At 58.8% G+C, this 24781-nt stretch carries 22 protein-coding genes, 1 other RNA gene and 1 pseudogene; 7 read left to right on the top strand and 17 right to left on the bottom strand.

The features are described from left to right. Nucleotides 1–380 precede the first annotated feature (380 nt). Nucleotides 381–656: pseudogene (locus PH5382_RS10055) on the top strand (D-alanyl-D-alanine carboxypeptidase); the annotation flags it as partial. A gap of 116 nt (nucleotides 657–772) precedes the next feature. Here PH5382_RS10055 and ccoS read toward each other — a convergent pair. The 5 genes from ccoS to PH5382_RS10080 all read right to left on the bottom strand — a co-directional run bounded on the left by ccoS (nucleotide 773) and on the right by PH5382_RS10080 (nucleotide 6140). Continuing rightward, entirely contained in the window at nucleotides 773–931 is a 159-nt protein-coding gene (ccoS, locus tag PH5382_RS10060; protein WP_058334257.1) for a cbb3-type cytochrome oxidase assembly protein CcoS, read from the bottom strand. 40 nt (nucleotides 932–971) lie between these two features. Next, on the bottom strand, nucleotides 972–3152 hold the full coding sequence (locus PH5382_RS10065) for a heavy metal translocating P-type ATPase (RefSeq protein WP_058334258.1): 2181 nt from the start codon (nucleotides 3150–3152) through the stop codon (nucleotides 972–974). Between the two features lie 6 nt (nucleotides 3153–3158). Next, entirely contained in the window at nucleotides 3159–3623 is a 465-nt protein-coding gene (locus PH5382_RS10070) for a FixH family protein (RefSeq protein ID WP_058334259.1), read from the bottom strand. Between the two features lie 2 nt (nucleotides 3624–3625). Beyond that, nucleotides 3626–5071 carry a cytochrome c oxidase accessory protein CcoG gene (gene ccoG / locus PH5382_RS10075; RefSeq protein WP_058334260.1) on the bottom strand — a complete coding sequence of 482 codons (1446 nt, stop codon included), beginning with the start codon at nucleotides 5069–5071 and terminating at the stop codon, nucleotides 3626–3628. Between the two features lie 193 nt (nucleotides 5072–5264). Beyond that, a complete protein-coding gene (locus tag PH5382_RS10080; protein WP_058334261.1) occupies nucleotides 5265–6140 on the bottom strand; it encodes a LysR family transcriptional regulator in 876 nt (291 codons plus the stop codon). Between the two features lie 100 nt (nucleotides 6141–6240). Here PH5382_RS10080 and PH5382_RS10085 point away from each other — a divergent pair, with 100 nt between their 5' ends. Further along, on the top strand, nucleotides 6241–6474 hold the full coding sequence (locus tag PH5382_RS10085) for a hypothetical protein (RefSeq protein WP_058334262.1): 234 nt from the start codon (nucleotides 6241–6243) through the stop codon (nucleotides 6472–6474). A 371-nt stretch (nucleotides 6475–6845) separates the two neighbouring features. Here PH5382_RS10085 and ccoP read toward each other — a convergent pair whose 3' ends face one another. Genes ccoP through ccoN form a run of 4 tightly spaced genes read right to left on the bottom strand, consistent with a single transcriptional unit; the run spans nucleotide 6846 to nucleotide 10289 of the window. Then, on the bottom strand, nucleotides 6846–7715 hold the full coding sequence (gene ccoP / locus PH5382_RS10090) for a cytochrome-c oxidase, cbb3-type subunit III (RefSeq protein ID WP_058334263.1): 870 nt from the start codon (nucleotides 7713–7715) through the stop codon (nucleotides 6846–6848). Further along, nucleotides 7712–7924 carry a CcoQ/FixQ family Cbb3-type cytochrome c oxidase assembly chaperone gene (locus PH5382_RS10095; protein ID WP_058334264.1) on the bottom strand — a complete coding sequence of 71 codons (213 nt, stop codon included), beginning with the start codon at nucleotides 7922–7924 and terminating at the stop codon, nucleotides 7712–7714. Before PH5382_RS10095 ends, ccoP begins: the two co-directional genes overlap by 4 nt. Before the next feature lie 12 nt (nucleotides 7925–7936). After that, complete coding sequence (ccoO, locus tag PH5382_RS10100) at nucleotides 7937–8665, bottom strand: cytochrome-c oxidase, cbb3-type subunit II (RefSeq protein ID WP_058334265.1); 729 nt, start codon at nucleotides 8663–8665, stop codon at nucleotides 7937–7939. Nucleotides 8666–8678: 13 nt separating this feature from the next. Next, nucleotides 8679–10289: a cytochrome-c oxidase, cbb3-type subunit I gene (ccoN, locus tag PH5382_RS10105; protein WP_058334429.1), complete on the bottom strand. Its 1611-nt coding sequence runs from the start codon at nucleotides 10287–10289 to the stop codon at nucleotides 8679–8681. Between the two features lie 205 nt (nucleotides 10290–10494). On the opposite strand from ccoN, the gene PH5382_RS10110 reads away from it, so the two are divergent. Then, nucleotides 10495–11334: a universal stress protein gene (locus tag PH5382_RS10110; RefSeq protein ID WP_058334266.1), complete on the top strand. Its 840-nt coding sequence runs from the start codon at nucleotides 10495–10497 to the stop codon at nucleotides 11332–11334. Between the two features lie 359 nt (nucleotides 11335–11693). Here the strand turns inward: PH5382_RS10110 and glyA are convergent, their stop codons facing one another. Next, nucleotides 11694–13028 carry a serine hydroxymethyltransferase gene (gene glyA, locus PH5382_RS10115; RefSeq protein WP_058334267.1) on the bottom strand — a complete coding sequence of 445 codons (1335 nt, stop codon included), beginning with the start codon at nucleotides 13026–13028 and terminating at the stop codon, nucleotides 11694–11696. A 132-nt stretch (nucleotides 13029–13160) separates the two neighbouring features. Between glyA and PH5382_RS10120 the strand changes: the two genes are divergently transcribed. Next, nucleotides 13161–14045 carry a LysR family transcriptional regulator gene (locus PH5382_RS10120; RefSeq protein ID WP_058334268.1) on the top strand — a complete coding sequence of 295 codons (885 nt, stop codon included), beginning with the start codon at nucleotides 13161–13163 and terminating at the stop codon, nucleotides 14043–14045. A gap of 36 nt (nucleotides 14046–14081) precedes the next feature. Here the strand turns inward: PH5382_RS10120 and fnrL are convergent, their stop codons facing one another. After that, on the bottom strand, nucleotides 14082–14822 hold the full coding sequence (gene fnrL, locus PH5382_RS10125) for a transcriptional regulator FnrL (RefSeq protein WP_058334269.1): 741 nt from the start codon (nucleotides 14820–14822) through the stop codon (nucleotides 14082–14084). Between the two features lie 61 nt (nucleotides 14823–14883). Here fnrL and hemN point away from each other — a divergent pair, with 61 nt between their 5' ends. Then, entirely contained in the window at nucleotides 14884–16239 is a 1356-nt protein-coding gene (gene hemN, locus PH5382_RS10130) for an oxygen-independent coproporphyrinogen III oxidase (RefSeq protein ID WP_058334270.1), read from the top strand. 59 nt (nucleotides 16240–16298) lie between these two features. Here hemN and PH5382_RS10135 read toward each other — a convergent pair whose 3' ends face one another. The 5 genes from PH5382_RS10135 to PH5382_RS10155 all read right to left on the bottom strand — a co-directional run bounded on the left by PH5382_RS10135 (nucleotide 16299) and on the right by PH5382_RS10155 (nucleotide 22757). Then, nucleotides 16299–17879 (bottom strand): ABC transporter ATP-binding protein, encoded by a 1581-nt coding sequence (locus PH5382_RS10135; RefSeq protein WP_058334271.1) that lies wholly within the window; start codon nucleotides 17877–17879, stop codon nucleotides 16299–16301. Next, on the bottom strand, nucleotides 17876–18982 hold the full coding sequence (locus tag PH5382_RS10140) for an ABC transporter permease (RefSeq protein WP_058334272.1): 1107 nt from the start codon (nucleotides 18980–18982) through the stop codon (nucleotides 17876–17878). Before PH5382_RS10140 ends, PH5382_RS10135 begins: the two co-directional genes overlap by 4 nt. 3 nt (nucleotides 18983–18985) lie before the next feature. Beyond that, nucleotides 18986–20074, bottom strand: a complete 1089-nt coding sequence (locus PH5382_RS10145; RefSeq protein WP_058334273.1) for a microcin C ABC transporter permease YejB — start codon at nucleotides 20072–20074, stop codon at nucleotides 18986–18988. Between the two features lie 9 nt (nucleotides 20075–20083). After that, the gene (locus PH5382_RS10150; RefSeq protein WP_058334274.1) at nucleotides 20084–22024 is read right to left on the bottom strand and encodes an extracellular solute-binding protein; all 1941 of its coding nucleotides are present in this window, start codon (nucleotides 22022–22024) and stop codon (nucleotides 20084–20086) included. Between the two features lie 226 nt (nucleotides 22025–22250). Next, nucleotides 22251–22757 carry a c-type cytochrome gene (locus PH5382_RS10155; RefSeq protein ID WP_058334275.1) on the bottom strand — a complete coding sequence of 169 codons (507 nt, stop codon included), beginning with the start codon at nucleotides 22755–22757 and terminating at the stop codon, nucleotides 22251–22253. Between the two features lie 119 nt (nucleotides 22758–22876). Here PH5382_RS10155 and PH5382_RS10160 point away from each other — a divergent pair, with 119 nt between their 5' ends. Beyond that, on the top strand, nucleotides 22877–23710 hold the full coding sequence (locus PH5382_RS10160) for a prephenate dehydratase (protein WP_058334276.1): 834 nt from the start codon (nucleotides 22877–22879) through the stop codon (nucleotides 23708–23710). 165 nt (nucleotides 23711–23875) lie between these two features. Continuing rightward, the gene (locus tag PH5382_RS10165) at nucleotides 23876–24514 is read left to right on the top strand and encodes a PAQR family membrane homeostasis protein TrhA (RefSeq protein ID WP_058334277.1); all 639 of its coding nucleotides are present in this window, start codon (nucleotides 23876–23878) and stop codon (nucleotides 24512–24514) included. A gap of 124 nt (nucleotides 24515–24638) precedes the next feature. On the opposite strand, the gene ffs is transcribed toward PH5382_RS10165, so the two are convergent. Then, nucleotides 24639–24737: signal recognition particle sRNA small type (gene ffs, locus PH5382_RS19475), an RNA gene on the bottom strand. Between the last annotated feature and the right edge of the window lie 44 nt (nucleotides 24738–24781).

Below are 24781 nucleotides of genomic sequence, written 5' to 3' on the forward strand. Positions count from 1 at the left end.
ATTCGAAGGGTGACACAGGGGGCAGGCATAGGCGGGCTGCTGCAGGCGGGGGGGGTTGGCCCCCCTTTCGAAGCCCGCTTCCCGGGGGGGGGGGGGCCCCGGCCCCCCGGGGGGTCCCCACATGTTTTTCCCAACCCATTAAAACCCCCCAAAAACCCCCCGCCGGTCCCCCCGCGCCTGTTCTGTCTCCGACCTTTTTGCAAGCCCGCTTCCCCGCCGCTCTGGCCGAGGCCAACACGCCAAGTACGGCAGCGACAACTAACACCACTAACACCGTCACCCTGGCCAGCGTCACACAGCGCGCAGTGGTCCCCTTCAAGGGCCTGCGCCCGCTGGCGCGCCCCAGCCAATTGGCTCGCGCCGAAATCCCAACCACACCCGAACCCATCGTGGTCACCCGCCTGTCCACCTCTGGCGGGCGCTATTGGGGCATCAATGTCGGGCGCTACACCAGCCGCTATCAGGCCGAAAAGGTCCTGCTGCGCACCGCCCTGTCTGAAATGGAATCGCTGGATGGCTCACTGCGCAAGGTCGCGGAATCGCGTCTTGGCTTTGACGCCAATTTCCTAGGCATGACCCGCGAAGGCGCAGAGCTGGCTTGCCGTCGCCTGCGCGCGCGCAACGTCACCTGCGACACGCTTGGCCCCTCCTCCTGAGGCAAAGACACCTCGCGACACTCTTTTACAGTGGCCACGATTTACCTCGTCTACAGGCCGCAAACAAAAGGCCCCTTTGCGAAGGGGCCTTTTTGCTTGTCCGGACATGTGGGGTCTCAAGGCTTTGGATGATCATCCCATTCTTCGCTCAGGATGCGGCGCGAGTCCCCTTCAGGGTCGTCATACTGGTTTGAGCGAACCGTATAGACAAAAGCCGCCAGCGCCCCGCCTCCAAGCAGCAGCGAAATCGGAATGAGATAGACGAGGACGCTCATGACGGGTGGGTACTTTGTTTTAGGGGCCTATTATCGCGGCCTATTTCAAGCGCAGGGCGTTGAGCGATACGGTAATCGATGATGTGGACATCGCCAAGGCCGCAATCAAAGGTGTCGCAAATCCGGCGATGGCCAGCGGCACCGCGATCACATTGTACAGCGTTGCAATGCGGAAGTTTTCACGGATGCGTTTGGTGGCCTTTTGAGCCACCACGCAAGCCTCGGCGATGGGTTCCAGATCCTGTCCCAACAGCACGATATCAGAGGCCACGCGCGCGGCATCCAGCGCCGAAGCTGGGGATATCGAAACATGTGCTGCCGCAAGGGCAGCCGTGTCGTTCAGCCCGTCCCCGACCATCAGAACCTTTTTGCCCTGATCCGTGAGCATTTGCACCCGCGCCGCCTTGTCTTCGGGCAGAGCTTCGGCCAGCCATTTGCTGATGCCAAGCCGCGCCGCCAGATCCTCGACCGCGCCGGTGGTGTCACCGGAAATCAGCAGCACCTCTTTACCGGCTGCATGCAGTGCTGCCACGGCCTCGGCGGCGCCGGGGCGCAGACTATCGGTGAAACGGAACCCGCGCGCAGGGCCGCCTGCGCCGGTGTCCAGCCAGGCCGCCGTCTGGCTGCCCTGATCAGCGCCCAGCCAACCCGCACGACCAAGGCGAACCTCACGCCCCTGATAGAGCCCTTCGGTGCCATAACCCGGACGTTCCTGTAGATCGGTCACGATTGCTGGGGCGATGCCCGCGGCACGGGCTGCAGAGGTCAGCGCCCGCGACAACGGATGCGCTGAACCCTCGGCCAGGGCCAGGGCAATCTCCAGATCTTCACGGCCAAAATCATCAAAGTTTTCCAGCTGTGGTGTGCCTGCGGTCAGGGTGCCGGTCTTGTCAAAGACCACGGTATCCACCCCCGCCAGACGCTCCAGCGCTGTCGCATGTTTGATCAGCATGCCTTTTTTGAACAACCGGCCTGACGCGGCCGTGGTCACAGCAGGCACGGCCAGCCCCAGCGCACAGGGGCAGGTGATGATCAGCACGGCCGCTGCGATATTCAGCGCCATGCGCAGATCGAACGTGTAGAGATACCAGCCGACAAAGGCGAGCGCCGAAAGGATGTGCACACCCGGCGCATAAAGTTTTGCAGCACTATCCGCCAAGGAAGTATAGCGCGAGCGGCCCGATTCCGCGATCGCCACCAGATCCGCCATGCGGTGCAGCGATGTATCCTCGCCCACCGCCTCGGCCCGGATCACCAACGGTCCTGTCAGGTTCACCTCCCCTGCGGAAACCTGCGCGCCCGGCGCGGCAAAAACTGGCAGGGTCTCGCCAGTCAGCAGGGAGCGGTCCAGTTCCGACTGACCTTCGGCAACCACCCCATCCACAGGCATCCTCCCGCCGGGGCGTACCAGTATCAGATCGCCAATTGCCAGATCAGCCACCGCGACTTCGACTTCTGCCCCGGCTTCCATACGGATAGCACGAGGCACTTCCAGCGCGGCCAGTTCTTCGGCAGCAGAGCGCGCTACAGCGCGGGTGCGATAGTCGAGATAACGCCCCGCCAGCAAAAAGAAGGTCAGCGTCAGGGCGGCATCGAAATAGGCGTGCTCGCCCGAAAGGGAGGTCTCCCAAAGTGATGTGACCAGCGCCAGCACCAGGGCCAGCACAATTGGCACATCCATGTTCAGCCGCCCGACACGCAGCGCGCTCCAGGCGTTTTTGAAAAAAGGTTGGCCCGCAAAGATGACAGCCGGAAAGGCAATCGCCGCCGAAATCCAGTGGAACATGTCGCGGGTCGCATCCGCCGCCCCGGACCAGACAGAGATCGACAAAAGCATGACATTCATCGAGGCAAAGCCAGCCACCGCCAACCGCATCAAAAGATCCCGCCCGGCGCGATCGCTTTGGGTCGCGGCCAGTGTGGCCAGATCCAGCTCATGCGCTTCAAAGCCCAGCCCCGCCAGCACCGGGATCAGATCATCGGCGCGCACCTCCGGGTCGGCTTCGATCAGGGCGCGCTTGAGCGTCAGATTGACCCGCGCCGAATGGATGCCCGGATACGCATTGAGCCCGCGTTCCACCGCCGAGATACAGGCCTGACAGTGGATGGAGGGCAGGGAGAGTGCCAGACGCGCCTCGGTCGGAGCCGTCTCTACCGCCTCGGTTGGGGCAGCGACACAGCCGGGGCATACAGCCATCGCGGGGCGCATCTGTGCAGTCATCTTGGGTCAGCCTTTCACGTGCAGGATCACCCGCTGGGTGAATTCCGTGCCGTTCTTGGCCCGTGCCACCATGCGGATGTTCCAGTTGCCGTCGCCCAGTTCTGCCGGGGCGACATAGGCCGCACCGTCGAACTGAAAATCAGGCTTCTGGTCGTCTTTGACATGGGTGGCTCGACCCAGCGTCGCGGTCAGCTTGGCCACTTCGACCGGATTTCCATCCGCATCGCTGATTTCAAGCTTCACCTGATCCTGCGTTGCAGAGGCATAGACCGACCAGCCCAGCGCCTGCTGGGCGTCGCGGCGCACATCAAACTCCTGACTGGCCACATAGGAGTTTTTAACCTCAAGCCCCGGGAAGGTTTTCACCGCGTTGACCGCCAGCGCAATATTGACGCCGATGATCACTGTGAAGGCCCCACCAAAAACCATCAGGGCATGACGGCCGGTGAATTCGCGCTCCCGCTTGGTCATGCTCAGTTTCCTCTTCCGTTAAAGGTGGTGTCCTTGAAGGCGCGATCCCCGGTGGTGAGGTCTTCGACCCAGATGCGCACCGGTGTCGATTCCGCATCAGATGCAGCAGCACCCTTGGGTGTCACGATATAGACCCTTTGAAGATAGGCGGTATCGGCCGGCACCTCAACAGTGGCATAGGGCGTACCTTCGAGCTGCACCCGCATCGCAGGATCACCCTTGAGCGACAGCTGGAAAGGCCGTGCCTCGCCGTGCTTGTTGCGCAGGCGCACATCATAGGTGTTGCGGATCGAGCCATCCGACAAGGTGACAAAGGTCGGGTTACGGACCGGTGCCACGGTCAGGTCGATTTCAGAACGGATGAACAGCGCAAAGACCAGCGCCAGACCAACAAAGCCCCACATCGAAGTATACATGACGGTACGTGGTCGCAGGATATGCTTCCAGATATTCTTGGGCGGCTGGCCTGAGCGTTCATGCGCCTCATCCGAGAGCGCCATGTAATCGATCAAGCCGCGCGGTTTGCCGATCTTGTCCATAACGTCATCGCAGGCATCAATGCAGAGCGCACAGGTGATGCACTCCAACTGTTGACCGTCGCGGATATCAATCCCCACCGGGCAGACGTTGACGCAGGCCATACAGTCGATGCAATCGCCCTTTGGTTCCTCGGCGATCTCTGCCTTGCCCTTGTTTTTGTGCATCTTACCGCGAGGCTCACCGCGCCAGTCACGATAGCCAACCACCAGAGTGTCTTCGTCCATCATCGCGGCCTGAATACGCGGCCAGGGGCAGGCGTAGATACAGATCTGTTCACGCGCGATACCGCCGAAAAAGAAGGTCGTCGCGGTCAGAACCAGCATGGTGGTATAGGCAACGGGATGCGCCTGACCTGTTACCAGATCCACCATCAGGGTCGGCGCATCGGCAAAGTAGAACACCCAAGCACCACCGGTAGCCAGCCCGATGAGCATCCAGGCAGCCCATTTGGTCACGCGCAGGCGCGCCTTGCGGAAATCCATCTTTTTCTGCCGGTGCAGACGCAGGCGCGCGTTGCGATCGCCCTCGATCCAGCGCTCCACCAATATGAACAGATCGGTCCAGACAGTCTGCGGACAGGCATAGCCACACCAGACCCGCCCCAGCGCCGAAGTAAACAGGAATAGGCCAAGCCCGGCCATGATCAGCAACCCTGCGACGAAATAGAATTCATGCGGCCAGATTTCGATCCAGAAGAAATAGAAACGACGGTTTGCCAGATCCAGCAGCACCGCCTGATCCGGCAACGATGGCCCCCGGTCCCAGCGGATCCACGGGGTTAGATAGTAAATCCCCAAAGTTATCGCCAGAATGTACCATTTCAGGTTACGGAATTTACCCGATACGCGCCTTGGAAAAATTGGTTCCCTGGCGGCGTATAGGCTGGGGGCGGGATCGGAATCACTCACGGACTCACTCCACTGAATTTAGGTCTCTCTTCTAGGGTTTCTTTCAAATGTTAAGTGCGCGCTCTTTGACGTGGATCAAAAAGCGCATCAGACAAGCATCTTTATGTCTGCAACCGATCTGAAAATTCTGTGAACAGCAAACGCCGGAGAGATCAAATTGCAGGCGGCCGCTGCAGGCAGGCGAGCCTTTTACTCAAGCGGCATTTCTCTGCCGTCGCAGCCAGGCAATGAACTGACGCGCCTGCGTGCGCTGCACCCCCGGGCGGGTCACGATGTGATAGCCACGCCCCTGATTTTCGACAAACAGCTCCAGCAGGCGGCCTGTATCAATGTCTTCGCTGACGAAATCACGCACCCCAACGGCCACCCCCTGCCCTTCGCGCACCGCCTGCATCAACAGGTTCCCCGGCAATTTGATCCTGGATCCGCGTATGGCATCCGCCACCCCACGTGAGCGCAGCCAATGGGCGGCCTCGGTGGTGCCCAATTCTTCGAGCCAGGGAAAATCCAACAGATCTTCGGGTGCACAGACCTGCTGCCCCTGCAACAGATCCGGCGCCGCTACCACCACCATGGGAGAGGCCAGCAGGATTTCTGCCTCAAGCCCCGGCCAGCTGCCATCGCCATAGCGCAGTGCAATATCAATGCCACCCGGGCTAAGCTGGACCAGCTCACCGCTGGGATCCAACACCAGATCGATTTCCGGGTTCCTGGCGCGAAACTCTGCCAGGCGCGGCATCAACCAGTTGGCGGCAAACATCGGAGTGCAGCTGATGTGCAATGGACGGACAGCCCCACGTGTGCCGATATCTGACACTGCCGTCTGGATAGCTCCAAAGCCAAGCAGGAGCGCCTGCGCGAGATGCTGGCCATCGGAGGTCAGCGACAAAGCCCGCGCGCTGCGATCTACCAGCACCGCGCCAAGCTGCTCTTCAAGGCTGCGCAATTGCTGGCTGATGGCAGCATGGCTGACATTGAGCGCGGCCCCCGCCTTGCTGACATTTCCATGTTCGGCAAAGGCCGCAAAGGCCCGCAAGGCAGCAAGGGGCGGCAGGGTCAACCAATCCATATGTAATCCTGACTTACATTGCTACATTTTTCCTGAGTCGCATCTTGCGCCAACTGAGACCAGTGTCAAAGGCAGAAAAACCAGCCAAGGAGACATTGAGATGCTCACCGATATCTACGCCCGCTCCATGCTGACCGCGACGCGCCATGACTGTGTTCGGGTCCGGGATCTGCCCTCTACAACCGGTCGCCTTCGCGATTTGCCGCCGCCCGCGCACTATCAAAGCAGCGAGGCCGGAGTCTTTGCCAAGCTAGTCCTGCTGATCAAAAGGCGCGCGGCTGTATTCGGCCTCCAACGCCGTCCGGTGCGCTGCATCGACCCACAAAACCTTTAGAGAGCGACAGATGGAGCTTTCGTCCGGAGAGAAAACTGGGAACGAAAAGGCACCGGCTTTTCAGGAAACGCGCGAACAGATCGAAAAGCCGGTGCTTGATCCCAGTTGACCTGCACGTCGGTCAGTTGGGAATGAAATGCGTGCCAGTTTTAACCCCCATGGGAGGGCTGTGCGACTGGCCCGCATGTCTCCATCGTTGCGATCAGTTGATCAAATAATGCGCGGTAAAACCTTGACCCTGATCAAGTTTCACAAAGAAATTCTCTTGTTGCGAAAAAAGTCTCCAAGTCAGGCTTTTGCCTGTAACACGCAAAAAGGGCCGCTCCAATTGGAGCGGCCCTTCGATTTTAAACGAGAGGGTAAAGACCGGCTTATTCGCCGCCACCCAACTGGTGCACATAGGCGGAAACTGCACGGATCTGCGCCTCGGTGAGGCGGGTGTTCCAGGCTGGCATCACACCATAGCGCGAATTGTTGACGGTCTGCATCAGACTGTCGTAGTCGCCGCCATAGAGCCAGATCGCATCCGCCAGATTTGGCGCACCCTGGCTGCGATCACCGGTACCGTCTTCCATGTGGCAGGAGGCACAGTTGTCTTCAAAGACCACAGCACCGGCTTCAACCTGCGCCGGATCCTGTGCTTCACCGGACAAAGACATGACAAAGTTCACAACCTGGTCAATCTCTTCTTTTTCCAACAGCTCATCACGACCAAAGGCAGGCATTTCAGAATAGCGCGCATCGTCGCTGTCCTCGTTGCGAATGCCGTGGGTGATGGTCATGTGGATGTCCTCGACGGAGCCACCCCAAAGCCAGTCATCGTCCAGCAGGTTGGGATAGCCCTTGGCCCCAGCCGCACCGGATCCGTGACACTGCGCACACCACGTTTTGAACACGGCAGAGCCGGAAGACACCGCGTAAGAGCCCAGATCGGGATCGCCCGCAATCGATGTCAGCTCAGCCACTTCGAGCTTGGCATTCATCGGTGCGTTGGTTTCTTCCACCGCCGCGATTTCGGCGGCCACGTCCCCACGGGTTGACCAGCCCAGCACACCCGAGGTGGCAGAATTCACCATCGGCCAGGCGGGGTACAGGATGGTGTAGCCAATCGCCCAGACGATTGTTGCGTATAGAGTCCAGAGCCACCAGCGCGGCATCGGGTTGTCAAACTCTTCGATCCCATCCCAGCTGTGGCCGGTGGTGTTTGGATCGTCGTCGAATTTTTTGACGGGTTTGCTCATGTCCTCGCCTCCTTGGATGCGGCGGGTTTCGCCTCGCCCCTTACCCGGGCCGGGGCGTCTACGTGGCGAAAGGGAATGCTTGCGGTGTCTTCATAGGCCTTGGTGCTGCCCGGGCGAAACGCCCAGACAACAACGAGGACAAAAAAGGAGAACAGGAACAAAAGCATCCAGCTGTCTGCGAATTCCCGCAGGAGAGTGTAGATTTCCATCGTCAGCCCCCCTTAGCGGCTTGCGTCAGGTGTGAAGGTCGAGAAATCAACCAGCGTGCCCAACATCTGCAGATAGGCGATCAATGCGTCGGCTTCGGAAACACCGGGCTGACCATCAAAATTGCGTACACTGACTTTTTCACCGTAGCGTTCCAGCAGACCGTCGTAATCCGCATCCGGATCACCTTGCGCTTTGAAGTCAGCTTGGGCACTCGCCAGCATTTCTTCGCTGTAGGGCGCACCAAGCATCGCATTGGTCGACATCAGATCACCGATATATTTGCCGTCGATCATGGTGTTTTCCAAGAAGCCATATTTGGGCATCACGGATTCAGGAACAACCGACTGCGGGTTGCGCAGATGGTCGACGTGCCATTCATCCGAATAGCGGCCACCAACACGGGCCAGATCCGGCCCGGTCCGCTTGGAGCCCCACTGGAACGGACGGTCATACATCGATTCCGCCGCCAGCGAGTAGTGGCCGTAGCGTTCGACCTCATCGCGCATCGGGCGGATCATCTGGCTGTGACAGGTGTAGCACCCTTCACGGATGTAGATGTCACGCCCCGTCAGCTCGAGAGGGGTGTAAGGGCGCATGCCCTCCACCTTCTCGATGGTGTTTTCCAGCCAGAACAGCGGTGCGATCTGAACCAGCCCCCCAATGGACACAACCAGAAAGCTGCAGACCAAAAGGAGGGTTGCGTTGGTCTCGAGGATTTTATGTTTGTCGAGAATTGCCATTTGCCATCCCTCCTTATTCAGCCGGGACCGATACCGTCAGGCTCGACTCTTTCGCCGGGGCCTTACGGACAGTCATCCACAGGTTGTAGCACATGATCAGCGCGCCAGAGAGGAACATGACCCCACCCAGACCACGGACCACATACATCGGGAACTTCGCAGCGACAGTGTCAGCAAAGGAGTTCACCAAGAAGCCATCGGCATCCACTTCACGCCACATCAGGCCTTCCATGATCCCGGTCACCCACATCGAGGCGGCATAAAGAATGATGCCGATGGTGGCGAGCCAGAAGTGCCAGGAGACCAGGCTGAGGCTATAGAGACGTTCGCGTTTCCACAGCACCGGAACCAGGAAGTAGAGCGCACCAAAGGTGATCATCCCGTTCCAGCCAAGCGCACCGGAGTGCACGTGACCAATGGTCCAGTCAGTGTAATGCGACAGTGAATTGACCGCGCGGATCGACATCATCGGGCCTTCAAAGGTCGACATGCCGTAAAAGCCGATCGAGATCACCATCATCCGGATCACCGGATCGGTGCGAAGCTTGTCCCAGGCGCCAGACAGCGTCATCAGACCGTTGATCATGCCACCCCAGCTGGGCATCCACAAAACGATCGAGAACACCATGCCAAGGGTCGAAGCCCAATCCGGCAGCGCGGTGTAATGCAGATGGTGCGGACCAGCCCAGATATAGAGGAAGATCAGTGCCCAGAAGTGGATGATCGACAGCTTGTAGCTAAAGACAGGGCGTTCAGCCTGCTTTGGCACAAAGTAGTACATCATGCCCAAGAAACCCGCCGTCAAGAAGAAGCCCACAGCGTTGTGGCCATACCACCACTGCACCATGGCGTCCTGCACTCCGGCCCAGACGATGACCGATTTGGAACCCCAGATGGACACTGGGATCGTCGCATTGTTGACCAGGTGCAGCATCGCAACGGTCACGATAAAGGCCAGATAGAACCAGTTGGCCACATAGATATGCGGCTCTTTACGCTTGATCACGGTGCCGAGGAAGACCGCCAGATAGGCTACCCAGACGATGGTCAACCACAGGTCAACATGCCATTCGGGCTCCGCGTATTCTTTCGACTGGGTGCCGCCAAGCAGGTAACCGGTTGCCGCCAGCACGATAAAGAGCTGGTAGCCCCAGAACACGAACCAAGCCAGGTTGCCGCCCCAAAGGCGCGCCGCCGACGTACGCTGTACAACGTAGAACGATGTGGCGATCAACGCGTTGCCTCCAAAGGCAAAGATCACGGCAGAGGTATGCAATGGGCGCAAGCGGCCAAAATTGGCAAACCCCTGAGCCCATTCAAAATTCAGCGCTGGAAATGCCAGCTGGAAAGCGATGAACGTCCCGACGAGAAAGCCCACAACACCCCAAAAGGCGGTGGCGATCACACCGTAGCGTACAACGCTATCGAAATATTCATTTTGCAGGCTGCCAGCAGCCGGCTGTGGCTCGCCCGTGCGGCGAAGCGTGTAGAGGAACAGGCCACCAGCCACGAGCATGACGATAATCGCATGCACCTGGTAAGCCAGATCCCGCGCATAATTGGTCCCGATCATCGCGAAAAGCGTGACCAGACCAAGCGCTATCAGCTTGATATAATTAGACATCTTGCGTCCCTTTGCCTTGTTCCCCGCGATTCTTAACGCCACGTGGAACCCGTTTAGTCCATGCTTTAGATGCAAAACATGCGCTTCGAATGCATTGATCTGCATCAAGACAATTGCCATTCAACTGTGACACACCTTGTGCGATCCCGCTAGAACAACAAATTCTCCTGCCGGAGCCCTGAATTTTGCCACCATGAGGTGAAACATGACCTACAAGACCATTCTCACCGTGCTGACCTCCAAGGAGACTGCCGAGACACCCTTGTCACAGGCAGCCGCCATGGCCCAAGCGTTTGACGGCCATGCCGAAGCGCTTTGCTTGGGGGTGGATCGCACGCAAACCGGTTATTATTATGCCGGAGCCAATGCCATGGTGCTGCAAGAAACCATGACACGCGCCAAGGACGACGCCGCCGCGTTGAAAGCTTACGCCGATGACTACCTCGAAAAGTCCGGCGTGCACTTCGCAACTGACGCGGGCATTGCGCAGATTGCCGACATGGGACGCCATGTCGCACGACTGGCCCGTTTTTCCGACTTGGTTGTACTGGGCCAGCCTTATGGTGTCGGCAAGGGGGTCGAGGCAGAACCGGTTGTTGAATCCGCCCTCTTCGAGGGGCGCACGCCAGTGCTGATCGTGCCCGACAATGCCAAGCCCGTTGGCCAGCCAAAGACCGTTCTGATCGCCTGGAACGAAAGCATTGAGGCCATGACGTCGATCCGCAAGGCAATGCCTTTCCTCACCGGTGCTGATCTGGTGCGTATCGTGGTGATTGATCCGCCGCAGCACGGCCCGGAGCGCTCTGATCCCGGCGGCATGCTTGCACAGATGTTGTCACGCCATGGGGTGAAATGTGAGATTGATGTGCTCAGCAAGACCATGCCGAGGGTTTCCGATATTCTGATCCGCCATGCCACTGACACCGATGCCGGGATGATCGTGATGGGGGCCTATGGGCATTCGCGTTTCCGCGAGGCCATCCTGGGCGGCGCCACCCGCAATATGCTTGAGAAGGCCACCGTGCCCGTCTTCATGGCACACTAGGTTTGCAGGGCACGAGTGCAGGGCCTGGGTGTGGGGCTGGGGGCTGGGGGCTGTTTCTGATCCGGCTTCTCCGCATCGGCAATACTTCGTAAAAAGAGACTGCAACAACGAATTGGTAGCTGTTTGCCTCTAGCGTGATCGGTGTTTTGAGCAGGCCATGGTCGCAGTCTCAACCTCTGGTGGGAGATGGGGGAAATCCTGTTGAACACAAGGCCAGGGTTCTGTGAAAGACAACTGGTTCTGCGCGTGAAACACGCGCAGAACCTCCCTGCCCCATCATTTTGCCAGCCAGTTTGCGCAGCTTTCACCGCCTGAAATCTTGTGTTCAAGCGTAAAAAGCAGCATCCCATCGGGGCGTATCAGCTACGGATATAGTGAAAACCCTGGAACCTCGCCCGCATTTCGCGGGTTTGCGAGGCAATCATCGCAGGATCATTACTGGTCAGCCCCTGGGCAATCAGGCGGGCCAGCCCTGGCGCATCCGCCACCGTCACGCCACGGCGTACCAATTCCGGAGTGCCAATGCGCAGCCCGTTCATGTCCCCCGCAACAGGGTCAATTGGCAGGCCAATGCCACAGGCCAGAAACCCTGCCCTGCGCAGCGTTTTCGACGCCGCCTGACCGCCGCCAAACCGCGCCGCCTCGATGGCGAACTGATGCGAGGTTGTGGCTTGCCCGTTTTTTTCACCACCGGGTTTGAATACCGGCAACCCGAGGGTCTCCAGCTCAACCGCAAGGGCCTGTGACAGATCAATCATGGCCTGCGCATAAGCGTTCCCGTGATCAATCCAGTCCAGCATGCACAGGGCCAGAGCCGCAGATTTTGCCGCGTCGAAATTCGCGGTCATTCCCGGAAAGGCAATCTCATCCAGGCGTTCGGCGATCTCAGCGTCATTGGTAACGATCAACCCTCCGGCCGGACCACCAAGGCTTTTATAGGTGCTCATCGTCATCATATGCGCACCTTCGTCCAGCGGGTTGGCCCAGGCCTGTCCGGCAATGATGCCGCATTGGTGGGCTGCATCAAACAACACCTTGGCCCCGATCTCATCGGCGATGGCGCGGATCTCGGCCACCGGATGAGCAAAGAGGTTGAGGCTGCCGCCAATGGTGATCAGTTTGGGGCGCTCGCGCTGCGCCAGCTCCCGCAGGGCCTCCAGATCGACAGTGTAGCCATCCGCATTGACCGGCGCCGGATGCGTCACCAGACCATACAGTCCGGCGCAGCCATCGCCGTGATGGGTCACATGGCCACCGACAGCCGCCGGTGGCGCGATAATGCAGTCTCCCGGCTTGGTCAGCGCCATGAAGCCATAAAGATTGGCCAGCGCGCCGGATCCGACACGGATCTCGGCATATTTCGCGCCAAAGACTTGGGCTGACAGCTCGGCGGCCATGACCTCGATCTCTTCGATCGCCTCAAGACCCATTTCGTATTTGTCACCGGGATAGCCCAGCGACGGGCGGCTCCCCAGTCCCCGCGCCAGCACCGCCTCGGCGGCGGGGTTCATCACATTGGTGGCCGGATTGAGGTTGAAGCACTGGTGATCATGGATCTCGGTATTGGCCTCTATCAGGCTCTCGATGCGGGTGGCTGCGGCGGAGCTGTCCATGCCAGAAGTTGCCTTGGCGATATCCTGAACACGGGCCTCGCAGGCGGCGGGAACCCAGGGGCGGCGGGCAAGTCTGGTCATCATTGTTCTCCTTTGCGCGGGATTGCGGTGGATCCGGTTATCCAATTGATGCGCATCGCAGCCCTTGCCCGCAAATCAGTTTTCTGAAAATCTAGAGCCAGAAAAATTAAGCCTTTCGAAGGTTGCGATACCATGGCCGTTGCTCCGCCCCGCCCCAAGTCTTTGCCGCTGAATGCGCTGCGTGCGTTTGAGGCGGCAGCCCGGCTCAAGGGATTTGCTGCTGCCGCCGAAGAACTGGGGGTCTCTCCCGGTGCGATTTCGGCCCATGTCAAAGCGTTGGAGGCGGAGCTTGGCGCGCCATTGTTTCAGCGCAGCCCCAAAGGGGTCACGCTCACCAATCTAGGCCTGCGCGCGCTGCCCGGCTTCACCCAGGCCTTTGATCAGATGGGACAGGCCGTTCAGGACATGCGCGATGCCGCCGCCCCAAAGGTGGTCCATATCGCCACCCTTCCGGCCATTGCCCAGTTCTGGCTGTCACCCCGCCTGCCACAGCTACGGGCAGAAATGCCCGGTATCGAAATCTCGATCACCGCGCTGGAACAGCCGCCGAACCTGAAGCGCACGCCCTATGATCTCTGTCTGTTTTTTGACGCAAGCCAGGGCGATACCCTTGCCGATGACACTGTCTTTCCGGTCTGTGCGCCGAGCCTTGCCAGCGCCCTATCCAGCCCGCAGGATTTGTCATCGGTGCCCTGCCTTTTTGACACCACCTGGGAGGATGACTGGTCACGCTGGCTGGAAACCGCAGCCCCCGGACAGGAGATCGCCCCGCGCGGCCCGGTCTATTCGCTATATGCGCTGGCTGTGGAAGAGGCGCTGAATGGGGCCGGTGTGCTGATGGGCCATGCAGCCCTGCTGGCACCGCATCTGGCAAGCGGTCGTCTGGTTGCTCCATTTGTTGCGCAGGTGACCCTGCCCAATGCCCTGCGCCTATGGAGCATGCCCGGGCGCAGCACCGCTTCAGTCAGCCAGCAGGTTGCCCGCTGGCTGCACAAGACCTGTGAGCCCAGCCCATAGATGCAGAATTGATGGTTCCGGCAGTGATGAACCCATTCAGGCGAGGAACCCGCCGTCGCTGTCGTCGCCTGCTTCTTCCATCAGGCGTCCCATGTCGGGCACCGTAACACGGCGTTTGCCTTCCAGCACGATGACCCCGTCCTTCTTCAGCGCCGAAACCTGTCGACTGACAGTTTCAAGCGTCAGACCAAGGTAGTCGGCCATGGCTTCGCGAGTGAGCGGCAGATCAAAGACCATGCTGTTGACGGCGCCTTCCGGCGTCAAGGAGGCATCACGTCGGGCGATGATCGCCAGCAGGCTGGCGATCTTTTCGCGGGCCGTCTTGCGCCCCAGAACCAGCATCCATTCGCGGGCTGCGTCCAGTTCATCTAGGGTCATTTCCAGCAGACGATGAGCGATATGAGGGGTGCGTGCCATCATGTCTTCGAAAGGTTTCTTGCGAAAACAGCACATCACCAGATCTGTCGTTGCCACCACGTTATAGGCGGCCCCGTCGCGACCGGGTCGGCCGACAAAATCGCTGGGCAGCAACAGGCCCACCATCTGCGTGCGCCCGTCTTCCATGGTCTGTGTCAGGGTGGCAATACCCGATACCACCGAGCCCACGAAATTCATCACATCGCCCGACCAGATAATCGGCTGCCCCGCCTCATAGCTGCGGTAATACTTGATCGTATCCAGCGCTTCCAGCTCGTCCGACTCGCATCGGGCGCACACAGCACGGTGGCGGATAGGACAATCGGCGCAGCTAATATGTGCAATAGTTGGGGCGTTCATGGGCAGTCCCGCTTGATCTAGGTCAAAGTTTGGTCGCGCGAATAACGAATACAATAATCGTATGTGTCCAAAACCACAATTGGCCAAGCTCGGTTTATTCGATGCCAAAGTGCCGCGCTACACGAGCTATCCCACCGCGCCCCATTTTGGCGCGGAAATTGATTCCGGAGATTTCGCCTCCTGGCTTGGCGATATCCAGCCCGAAAGCCAAATATCCCTTTATTTGCATATACCTTTTTGCCGACGGTTGTGCTGGTTCTGCGCTTGCCGGACGCAGGGGACCCGATCAGATGGGGACCTCAGTGCCTATCTGGATGTGTTGAAACAGGAAATTAGCCTGTTGAAGTCCCATCTGCCACCAGATGTCAGCCTGTCGCGGGTCCACTTTGGTGGCGGTACGCCAACCATTCTCCCGCCTGAGATGATTCGTGATTTGACGGGGGCGATTGCCGATCTCGCGCCTTTGGCTCCGGGGGGCGAATTTTCGGTGGAAATCGATCCCAACGAATTTGACCAGCAGCGCTGCGATGCCTTCCTGCAGGCCGGGATGAACCGCGCCAGTATCGGCGTGCAGGATTTTGACGGCACCATTCAGCAGGCCATTGGCCGCATTCAAAGCTACCAGCTCACCCATGAAACGGTCGAAATGTTGCGCACAGGCGGAGTCCGCAACCTGAGCGCGGATATTCTTTTCGGCCTGCCACATCAGACCAAAGCCCGGATCACCAAAAGCATAGAGCAGCTGCTATCGCTCGCGCCGGATCGGATTGCACTTTATGGCTATGCCCATGTGCCCTGGATGGCACGGCGTCAAACCATGATCCCCACCGAAACCCTGCCCACACCCGAAGACCGGCTTGAGCTGTTCGATACAGCAAAGGCACTGCTGATGTGGGATGGCTTTGAGGAGATCGGCATTGATCACTTTGCCCGCCCGCAGGACGGTTTGGCGCAGGCACGCAACAGCGGGCAGCTCAGGCGCAATTTTCAGGGGTATACAGATGACCCCGCCGAAGTTCTGATCGGTCTTGGGGCTTCGGCAATTTCCAGGCTGCCACAGGGCTATGCCCAGAACGCCCCCAGCACCGCCGCCTATATGTCAGAGATCCGTCAGGGACATCTGGCAACCGCGCGCGGCCATGCCTTTCAGGGCGACGATCAGCTGCGGGCCCGTTTGATCGAAATGCTGATGTGCGAATTTCGCATTTCACTCACCGAGATAACTCGCCAGTTTCCGCATGCTGCCAGCCAGTTGCCAGGTCTGTTTGCCAAGGCTCAACAGGCATTTCCCGGCATGGTCGAAGTCACCCAAGAGGGGCTAAGCATAACCCATGCCGCCCGGCCGCTAACCCGGATGATCGCACGCAGTTTCGATGCTTACGGACTTGCTTCGTCGGGACATAGCAGCGCCATCTAAACTGCGCCACCTGCCTGTTTGCTCAACCAGTGCTTTCGCCGCCTCTTGGCCCGGCCTGCCTAGCGCGCTGCCGCAAGTAGCGTCCGGGTATAACCTTCCTTCGGATGCTCAAACAGCTCTTCGGCGGCTCCGGCCTCGACGATGTCACCCTGTTTCATCACCACCACCTGATGCGACATCGCCCGCACCACGTTGAGATCATGACTGATGAACAGATAGGCCAGCCCATAGCGTTTCTGCAGGTCGCGCAACAGCTCAACTATCTGCACCTGCACGGTCATATCAAGGGCCGAGGTTGGCTCGTCCAGCACCACCAGTTTGGGACGCAGCACCATGGCGCGGGCAATGGCGATCCGCTGGCGTTGACCGCCAGAGAATTCATGCGGGTAGCGATCCATGGTTGCGGGATCCAGCCCCACTTCCAGCATCACCTCATGGACCAATTCGCGCGGCGCGCGATGCTGGTCCACCTTGTGGATGGCCAGACCTTCGGCGATGATCTGCGCGCAGGTCATCCGCGGACTGAGAGAGCCAAAGGGATCCTGAAACACAATCTGCATATCCTTGCGCAGGCTGCGCAAATCCTTGGTGGACCATTGCCGCAGATCGTCACCGCAGAACCGCACCTCGCCCTGGGATGCAATCAGCCGCATGATTGCCAGTGCCATTGTGGTTTTGCCTGATCCGCTTTCGCCAACAATGCCCAGGGTTTCGCCCGCGCGCACCGATATCGAGGTCGGGTTCACCGCCTTCACGTATCCCACGGTGCGTTTCAGCAGGCCTTTCTGGATCGGGAACCAGACCTTCAGATCGCGCGTGCGGATCATCTCGGCCGCATCAGCTGCGACAGGGGCGGGTTTGCCCGAAGGCTCTGCCGCCAGCAGTTTTTGCGTATAGGGATGCTGCGGGTTGTCAAAGACCGCAGCCGCCGGGCCTTCTTCAACGATCTCGCCGCCCTTCATCACGCAGACCCGATCAGCAATGCGGCGCACCACGTTTAGATCATGGGTGATGAACAGCAGCCCCATGCCTTCGCTTTTCTTCAGATCCGCCAGCAGTTCCAGGATCTGCGCCTGAATGGTCACATCCAGCGCCGTGGTAGGTTCATCCGCGATCAGAACATCGGGCTTATTGGCCAGCGCCATGGCGATCATCACCCGCTGACGCTGCCCTCCCGAGAGCTCATGCGGATAGGCGCCAAGGCGGCTTTCGGCGTCACGTATGCCGACCTTTTGCATCAGTTCCAGAATGCGCGCGCGCGCCGCCTCGCCCTGCAATCCCTGATGCAGGGCCAGTGATTCCGACAGTTGCTTTTCAATAGTGTGCAGTGGGTTCAGCGAGGTCATCGGTTCTTGGAAGATAAAGCTGATGTCGTTGCCACGCACCTGCATCAGGTGCTTTTCATCGGCGCCCACCATTTCAACCCCGTCATAGGTGACAGAGCCCTCTACGATGGCGCTATCGCCCAGCAACGACACGGTGGAAAGCGCCGAGACGGATTTGCCCGACCCAGACTCGCCCACCAGCGCCACGGTCTCGCCACGCCCCACCGAGAAGGAGACGCCTTTGACGGCTTTGGTGATCTTGCCGTCCTGCCGGAAAGACACCGACAGGTTACGCACCTCAAGTACCGCGCTCATGAAAAGGTCTTCCTTGGATCAAAGGCATCGCGCACCCCTTCAAAGATGAAGACCAGCAGCGACAGCATTAGGGCAAAGGTGAAAAAGGCGGTGAAGGCGAGCCAGGGGGCTTCAAGGTTCTGTTTCGCCTGCAGTGTCAGCTCCCCCAATGAGGGGGCCGAGGACGGCAGGCCAAAGCCAAGAAAATCCAGACCTGCAAGGGTGCTGATGGTGCCGGTGACGATGAAGGGTAGCATGGTCAGCGTGGCAACCATGGCATTGGGCAACATGTGGCGGAACATGATGGTCATGTTGCCAACCCCCAACGCTTTGGCGGCGCGGACATATTCCAGATTGCGCGCACGCAGGAATTCAGCCCGCACCACGCCCACCAGCGAGGTCCAGCCAAACAGGATCATCAGCCCCACCAGCAGCCAGAAACTGCGGCCCAAAATAGCGAACATGATGATGATCACATAAAGCTGCGGGGTCGAGCTCCAGATCTCGATGAAGCGCTGAAACACCAAATCGGTCCAGCCGCCAAAATAGCCCTGCACCGCGCCTGCCAGAATACCGATCACCGTCGCTGCACCGGTGACCATAAGGGTGAACAGGATCGACAGGCGGAAGCCGTGAATGACCCGCGCCAGCACGTCGCGCTTGGTATCGTCGGTGCCCAAAAGGTTTTGTCCATTGGGCGGCAGGGGCGCTGCCCCGGCGCGATCCACCGAGGTGTTATAGGAATAGGGGATTAGCGGCCAAAGGCTCCAGCCTTTGTAGAAATCTTCCGCCGCATATTCGCCTGCGGCAATATCCTCGAGGATCTCTTCGGGCTCATCAAAACAGTCTTCAATGCCGCCGGATCGGATCAGGCATTCCACCTCCGGGTCGCGATAGATCGCCTCGGTCTGGAAATCGCCGCCAAAGGTGGTTTCGGGATAGAACTTGAACACCGGCGCGTAGATTTCACCGCGATAGCTCACGAGGATGGGTTTGTCATTGGCCAGAAATTCGGCAAACAGCGACAGGCCAAACAGCACCGCAAAGATCCACATGGACCAATAGGCCCGTTTGTTGCGGCGAAAGGTGTTCCAGCGGCGCTGGTTGAGGGGCGATAGTGCCATGGCTCAGCCCTCCCGCTTGTCAAAGTCGATGCGCGGATCGACCAGCACATACATGATGTCAGACAGGATGCCGACCACCAGACTCATCAGACCAAAGATAAACAGGGTGCCAAAGATCACCGGATAATCCCGCGCCACGGCGGCCTCGAACCCCAGACGGCCCAGGCCATCCAGCGAAAAAATCGTCTCGATGATCAGGCTGCCGGAAAAGAAGATGCCGATGAAAACGGCGGGAAAGCCGGCAATCACGATCAGCATGGCATTGCGAAACACATGCCCATAAAGCACGCGCTGCTCGCTCAGCCCTTTGGCGCGGGCGGTGATGACATATTGCTTTTTGATCTCATCCAGAAACGAGTTCTTGGTCAGCAGCGTCAGCGTCGCAAAGGCGCCGATGGTCGAAGCAATCACCGGCAGCGCGATATGCCAGGCATAGTCGGCGATCTTGCCGAACAGGCTCAGCTGGTCCCAATTGTCCGAGGTCAGCCCCCGCAGCGGAAAGATCTGCCAGTAGGAGCCACCGGCAAAAAGCACCAGCAGCATGATGGCAAACAAAAACGACGGGATCGCATAGGCGGCAATGATCACGCCGCTGGTCCAGGTGTCGAACCGGCTGCCATCGTGCAGTGCTTTGCGAATGCCCATCGGGATCGAGATCATATAGGCAATCAGCGTCGACCAAAGCCCCAGTGAGATCGACACCGGCATTTTCTCCAGCACCAGTTCGGTCACGTCGATCTTGCGAAAATAGCTCTCGCCGAAATCAAACTGCATGTAGTTCCACAGCATCAGGCCAAAGCGTTCCAGCGGAGGTTTGTCGAGGCCGAACTGTTCTTTCAGCTCGTCGATCAGCTCGGGTGGCAGGCCCTGACGGCCCGCATAGCTGTCGTTGGCCTCAATGGCGCTGGCTCCACCTGCGTCGCCACCGCCACCGGCAAAGCCTTCGAACACATCACCACTGCCCTGCAGCTGTGCGATGACCTGCTCAACCGGGCCGCCGGGGACAAATTGCACCAGGGCAAAGTTCACCACCATGATGCCGAACAGGGTGGGGATCACCAGCAAAAGGCGTCTGAGAATATAGGCTGCCATGATCCGTCTTTACCGCAATGCGCCCGAGGCTTTCAATGCGGCCTCCCGGTCAGCATCCACCCACCACAGGTCCAGCAGGCCAAGATCATAGGGCGGTAGGACATCGGGGTAGCGATACATGTCCCAATAAGCGACCCAGTTCACATCGAGATACCAGACCGGCACCATGAACCGTTTCGCCCGCAGCAACCGATCCAGCGCACGGGTGTTTGCGTAGAGTTCATCCTTGTTGGTGGCATTTACGATATTCTTGATCAGCACATCCGCCGCCGGATCCGCCAGCCCCGCCGGGTTGAAGACCGAATACTCATGTGCTTCAGATCCAAAGAACTGCTGCAATTCGGTGGATGGCTCCAGATCCAGTGGGTAGCCGGCAAAGATCATATCAAAGTCTTTTTCGCGGCGCCGACTGGAAAACTGCGCATTATCCACCCGGTTGAGCACGGCGTCGATGCCCATGGTTTGCAGGTTGCCGATGAAAGGCTGTACCACCCGCGCCGTCGTCGGGTTGTCCAGCAGGAATTCCAGGCTCAGAACGTCCCCCTTTGCGTTGCGACGCAACCCGTCTGAACCAACAGTCCACCCCGCCTCGTCCAGCAGTTTCATGGCGCGGCGAAGGTTGCGGCGGTCATTGGGGCGCTTGGGCTTGGAACTATGTGCCATCACAGGCTCTGACGTCAGTAGCGCGGGATCAATTTGGTTGCCCAGCGCGGTCAGCACCTCCAGCTCGCGCCCCTCTGGCAAGCCGCGCGCTTCGAGTTCCGTATCCTGCCAAAAGGCATGGCGTTGCTGGAACAGACCATATTGCAGGCTTTCATTGGTCCACTCAAAGTTAAAGCCGAGCTGGATCGCCTCGCGCACACGAATATCCTGCAGCTTGGGGCGCAGCAGGTTCATGATAAATCCAGCAGGGGCCGCAAGATTGCCATCAGGAATAGCCGCTTTGACCACCGCTCCATTTTTAACTGCGTCGAACCCATAGGCCGTGGCCCAGTTTTTCGAGTTATTCTCATTGCGCAGCGTATAAAGTCCGGCCTTGAACCCTTCCATCGCAGCAACAGAATCGCCAAAATATTCAATCCGGATCAAATCGTAGTTGTGCCGCCCGACATTGACGTTGAGATCCGCGCCCCAGTAGTCGGGATTGCGGCGATAGGCGACGCGCTGATTTATATCGACCGTTTCCAGCACGTAGGGGCCAGATCCGACGCCCGGATCCAGGCGTGGCTCATCCAGGCGGCGATTTTCAGGATCTGCCTCAAACCAGGCCTTGGAGAAGATCGGCACATTGCCCACCTGAGTAATCAAAGAGCGCCGTGACACATCCGCAGCGAAATAGAATTTGGCCTGATGTGGCCCCAGAACTTCGGCTTTGGGAATGCGTTTGCGCACCGCGTCACCATAGGATTTCAACCCCTGGTCCAGCAACAGATTATGAGAAAACACCAGATCCTCTGCTGTGACAGGGGTGCCATCCGAAAACCGGGCCTCGGGGCGCAGATTAAAGATCACCCAGTCCTGGCTTTCCGGGTACTCCAGGCTCTGCGCGACCAGTCCGTAAAAGGACCCTGGCTCGTCATAAGATTCCACCAGCAGGCTTTCGAACTGTTCCGAGGACAGCGCCCCAGCCCGCCCTGTGCGCGAATAGGGGTTCATGCTGTCAAAGGTACCCACGGCAGAAATTGCCAGCTCGCCGCCCTTGGGGGCCTGCGGGGTTACATAGTCGAAATGGGCAAACCCTTCGGGGTATTTCAGTGCGCCAAATTCCGCAAAGCCATGCGATTTAATGATTTTGTCTTCGGCCCAGACTGGCAGCGCCAAAAGGGCGAGCAGTACAAAGGTCAGAACGGCCAGCGCCAGATTGGCGCCGCGCGCGCCACCGTCGCGTGGTAAAACCCGCGCCTGTGCTGTGGATTGCTTGTGCCGCTGCGCCGCCCGATGGGATGTCATCTGCCATAACCTCCTGTGTCCGGGGTTAAACATCCCCAGATTATTCCTGTGACCCAAGCTAATGGGCGCAGGTGGTACTATTCAAGTTGAGATTGAGCGTTCCCGGCCTTTGGCTGATCGAAAGAACGTGATCAGGCCGAAACCTGCCAAGCTGCGTTCTCAAAACGCAAAAAAGGCCGCAACAGATGCTGCGGCCTTTTCAAAAATTGGGTCACTGATCTCGGGATCAGCCGCCAAGGCTTTCCAGATAAGCAATAAGGTTCACACGATCCTTTTGCTTTTTCAGACCATTAAAGGACATAGTGGTGCCCGAAGCGTAAGCCGACGGCTTGGTCAGGAAGGCATCAAGCTCTGCCGTGGACCAGGTGCCGCCCAGTGCTGTCAAAGCACCGGAATAGCCAAAGCCCGCTTCGGCGGCTGTTGCGCGACCGACAACGCCGTAAAGCGAAGGACCGGTGGCATTCACGCCTTCTTCGATCTTGTGGCATGCTGCGCATTTCTTGAAGACCTTGGCACCTTTGCCGAGATCTGCTGAGGCCATCAGCTCATCAAAGCTGACTTCTGCCACTTCTTCGTCACCGCCGCCTGCTTCTGCTACTTCAATAACATAAGATTGCTCACCGTGTGCATCTGTGGAGTAGAGCACATCCGCGGCCCACTGGCCCAGAAGAAGTACCAGTAACGATCCGCAGACGCCTGCAGTCGCTTTGGTTAGGGTCATCGTGTCAAACATGAATCGCGTGTCCGTTTTAGCTGTCTGCTGGTTGTCTAAGGCTTCCACTCGTCAGTGGCAAGGTATAGACAACGCGACGAAATGCCCGTTTGCTGAAGTTTTGCAGGAAAGTCGCACTGATGACCGGAAAAATTGCCATTCAGGGGGAGCTGGGCTCCTACAGCCATGAGGCCTGCCGCAACGCGCGCCACGATATGGAGGTGCTTCCCTGCCGCACTTTTGAAGACGTTATCGAGGCTGTGCGCGCAGGCGAGGCCGATCAGGCCATGCTGCCGGTCGAAAACTCCACCTATGGGCGGGTTGCCGACAGTCACCGCCTGCTGCCCCATAGCGGGCTGCACATCATCGACGAGGCTTTTGTGCGGGTGCACATTAATCTTCTGGCGGTGCCCGGTGCCAAGCTGGAAGACATTCGCGTGGCCAAATCGCATCTGGTTTTGCTGCCGCAATGCGGGGAATTCCTGCGTAAACACAATATCATCGGCGGTGTCAGCCCCGATAACGCCCGCGCCGCGCGCGATGTCGCCGAGGCTGGCGATATCCACACCGCCGCCCTGGCCAGCGAGTTGGCCGGCGAGATTTATGGCCTTGATGTGCTGGAACGCAAGATCGAGGACCATGGTGACAATACCACGCGTTTCCTCATCATGTCGCGTGAACCCGACCGCAGCCGTCGCGGTGCCCACGGCATGATCACCAGCTTTGTTTTTCAGGTCCGCAACATCCCAGCAGCGCTGTACAAAGGCATGGGCGGCTTTGCCACCAATGGCATCAACATGACCAAGCTGGAGAGCTACATGGTTGATGGCTCCTTCACCGCGACACAGTTTTATGCGGATATCGAAGGCCATCCGGATGATGCAAATGTGCAACTCGCCATGGATGAGCTGGACTATTTCACCACCAACGTCGAGATCCTGGGCGTCTACCCGGCCGACAACGGCCGCTACTGACCCCCCCGTCGGGTCTCGATGCTTGCTGGTGGCAATGCCCAACTTCAACCGCTGTCACGTCCGCGCACAGCGCGGACCTGGCCCTTGCTGACCTGACGCATCGGAACGGTGGACTTTACGGCGCATCACACATATCGCGAGATAGTCTTTTGCCAGAGTTCGCCCATGACTGCAGTGACCTACCCTAGCGCCATACCGTCCCATCGCCATGCAGACATGGTCGTGCATGCCTTTGGCTTGGCGTTGGTGCTGACCGCTGGCGGCTTCCTGATTTTCAAAAGCACCGCAACCCTTGAGACCAAGCTGGTCTTAGCGATCGGGCTCTACGTCGCCTGCGCGCTGGCCTCCAATCTAGCCTCCTGCTTTTATCACTTCTCGCCTTGGCATGACCGGCGCACTGTCTTGCGGCGCATTGATCACGCGGCGATCTATCCGAGTATTACGGGGACTTTTACCCCCTTCTTCGTGCTGGCAGGCACCAGCTGGACCTTTGCACTGCTTTGGATGTGCTGGGGGCTGACGGCTCTGGCGATCTGGAACAAAGTCACACATGTGAACGTGAAAACACGCTGGTCGACCGCTTCGTATCTGGCCCTGGGCGCGCTGGGAATGAGCGCCCTTCCGGATTTGACAACGGTCCCGGTCGAAACCCTATGGTGCATCATCGTCGGCGCAGCCTGCTATGTCATCGGGACTTATTTTTATACCCGCAAGGCCATGCCCTATCGCTATGCGGTTTGGCACATTTGGGTCAATTTTGGTGGCATTGCGATGTTTGCAGGCATCTGGTTTGCATTGTTCTAAACACAGGGCGTGACACGGGGCGTCAACCGACAACCGACGGGCCTCAGCCTACATTTGGCGCAAAGCGAGCGGGCGAAGGGATTGAACCCAACTGTCGGGGCAACGCTGAATATCGGAGGGAATAAGGTGAGAGGTTGGACATCGACCCAAGCGGGGCTCGTTGTGGCTGCTTCCTTCCGGATCTGACCAGGTTGGCGAGGCGCCTGCCCGCGCCAACCTCTCGAATCCCGATATAGGCAGCTGCAGAGAAAATGACAAGAGCGATGC

Source organism: Phaeobacter sp. CECT 5382, from assembly GCF_001457775.1.
Taxonomy (GTDB): Bacteria; Pseudomonadota; Alphaproteobacteria; order Rhodobacterales; family Rhodobacteraceae; genus Pseudophaeobacter.

Coding starts and splice junctions, on each gene's coding strand:
- PH5382_RS10140 (WP_058334272.1), bottom strand. CDS start 18,982: ATGGCACTATCGCCCCTCAACCAGCGCCGCTGGAACACCTTTCGCCGC.
- PH5382_RS10110 (WP_058334266.1), top strand. CDS start 10,495: ATGACCTACAAGACCATTCTCACCGTGCTGACCTCCAAGGAGACTGCC.
- PH5382_RS10135 (WP_058334271.1), bottom strand. CDS start 17,879: ATGAGCGCGGTACTTGAGGTGCGTAACCTGTCGGTGTCTTTCCGGCAG.
- PH5382_RS10085 (WP_058334262.1), top strand. CDS start 6,241: ATGCTCACCGATATCTACGCCCGCTCCATGCTGACCGCGACGCGCCAT.
- ccoS (WP_058334257.1), bottom strand. CDS start 931: ATGAGCGTCCTCGTCTATCTCATTCCGATTTCGCTGCTGCTTGGAGGC.
- PH5382_RS10070 (WP_058334259.1), bottom strand. CDS start 3,623: ATGACCAAGCGGGAGCGCGAATTCACCGGCCGTCATGCCCTGATGGTT.
- PH5382_RS10120 (WP_058334268.1), top strand. CDS start 13,161: ATGGCCGTTGCTCCGCCCCGCCCCAAGTCTTTGCCGCTGAATGCGCTG.
- PH5382_RS10155 (WP_058334275.1), bottom strand. CDS start 22,757: ATGTTTGACACGATGACCCTAACCAAAGCGACTGCAGGCGTCTGCGGA.
- glyA (WP_058334267.1), bottom strand. CDS start 13,028: ATGACCAGACTTGCCCGCCGCCCCTGGGTTCCCGCCGCCTGCGAGGCC.
- ccoN (WP_058334429.1), bottom strand. CDS start 10,289: ATGTCTAATTATATCAAGCTGATAGCGCTTGGTCTGGTCACGCTTTTC.
- PH5382_RS10160 (WP_058334276.1), top strand. CDS start 22,877: ATGACCGGAAAAATTGCCATTCAGGGGGAGCTGGGCTCCTACAGCCAT.
- ccoO (WP_058334265.1), bottom strand. CDS start 8,665: ATGGCAATTCTCGACAAACATAAAATCCTCGAGACCAACGCAACCCTC.
- PH5382_RS10065 (WP_058334258.1), bottom strand. CDS start 3,152: ATGACTGCACAGATGCGCCCCGCGATGGCTGTATGCCCCGGCTGTGTC.
- PH5382_RS10165 (WP_058334277.1), top strand. CDS start 23,876: ATGACTGCAGTGACCTACCCTAGCGCCATACCGTCCCATCGCCATGCA.
- hemN (WP_058334270.1), top strand. CDS start 14,884: ATGTGTCCAAAACCACAATTGGCCAAGCTCGGTTTATTCGATGCCAAA.
- PH5382_RS10095 (WP_058334264.1), bottom strand. CDS start 7,924: ATGGAAATCTACACTCTCCTGCGGGAATTCGCAGACAGCTGGATGCTT.
- PH5382_RS10145 (WP_058334273.1), bottom strand. CDS start 20,074: ATGGCAGCCTATATTCTCAGACGCCTTTTGCTGGTGATCCCCACCCTG.
- fnrL (WP_058334269.1), bottom strand. CDS start 14,822: ATGAACGCCCCAACTATTGCACATATTAGCTGCGCCGATTGTCCTATC.
- PH5382_RS10080 (WP_058334261.1), bottom strand. CDS start 6,140: ATGGATTGGTTGACCCTGCCGCCCCTTGCTGCCTTGCGGGCCTTTGCG.
- PH5382_RS10150 (WP_058334274.1), bottom strand. CDS start 22,024: ATGACATCCCATCGGGCGGCGCAGCGGCACAAGCAATCCACAGCACAG.
- ccoP (WP_058334263.1), bottom strand. CDS start 7,715: ATGAGCAAACCCGTCAAAAAATTCGACGACGATCCAAACACCACCGGC.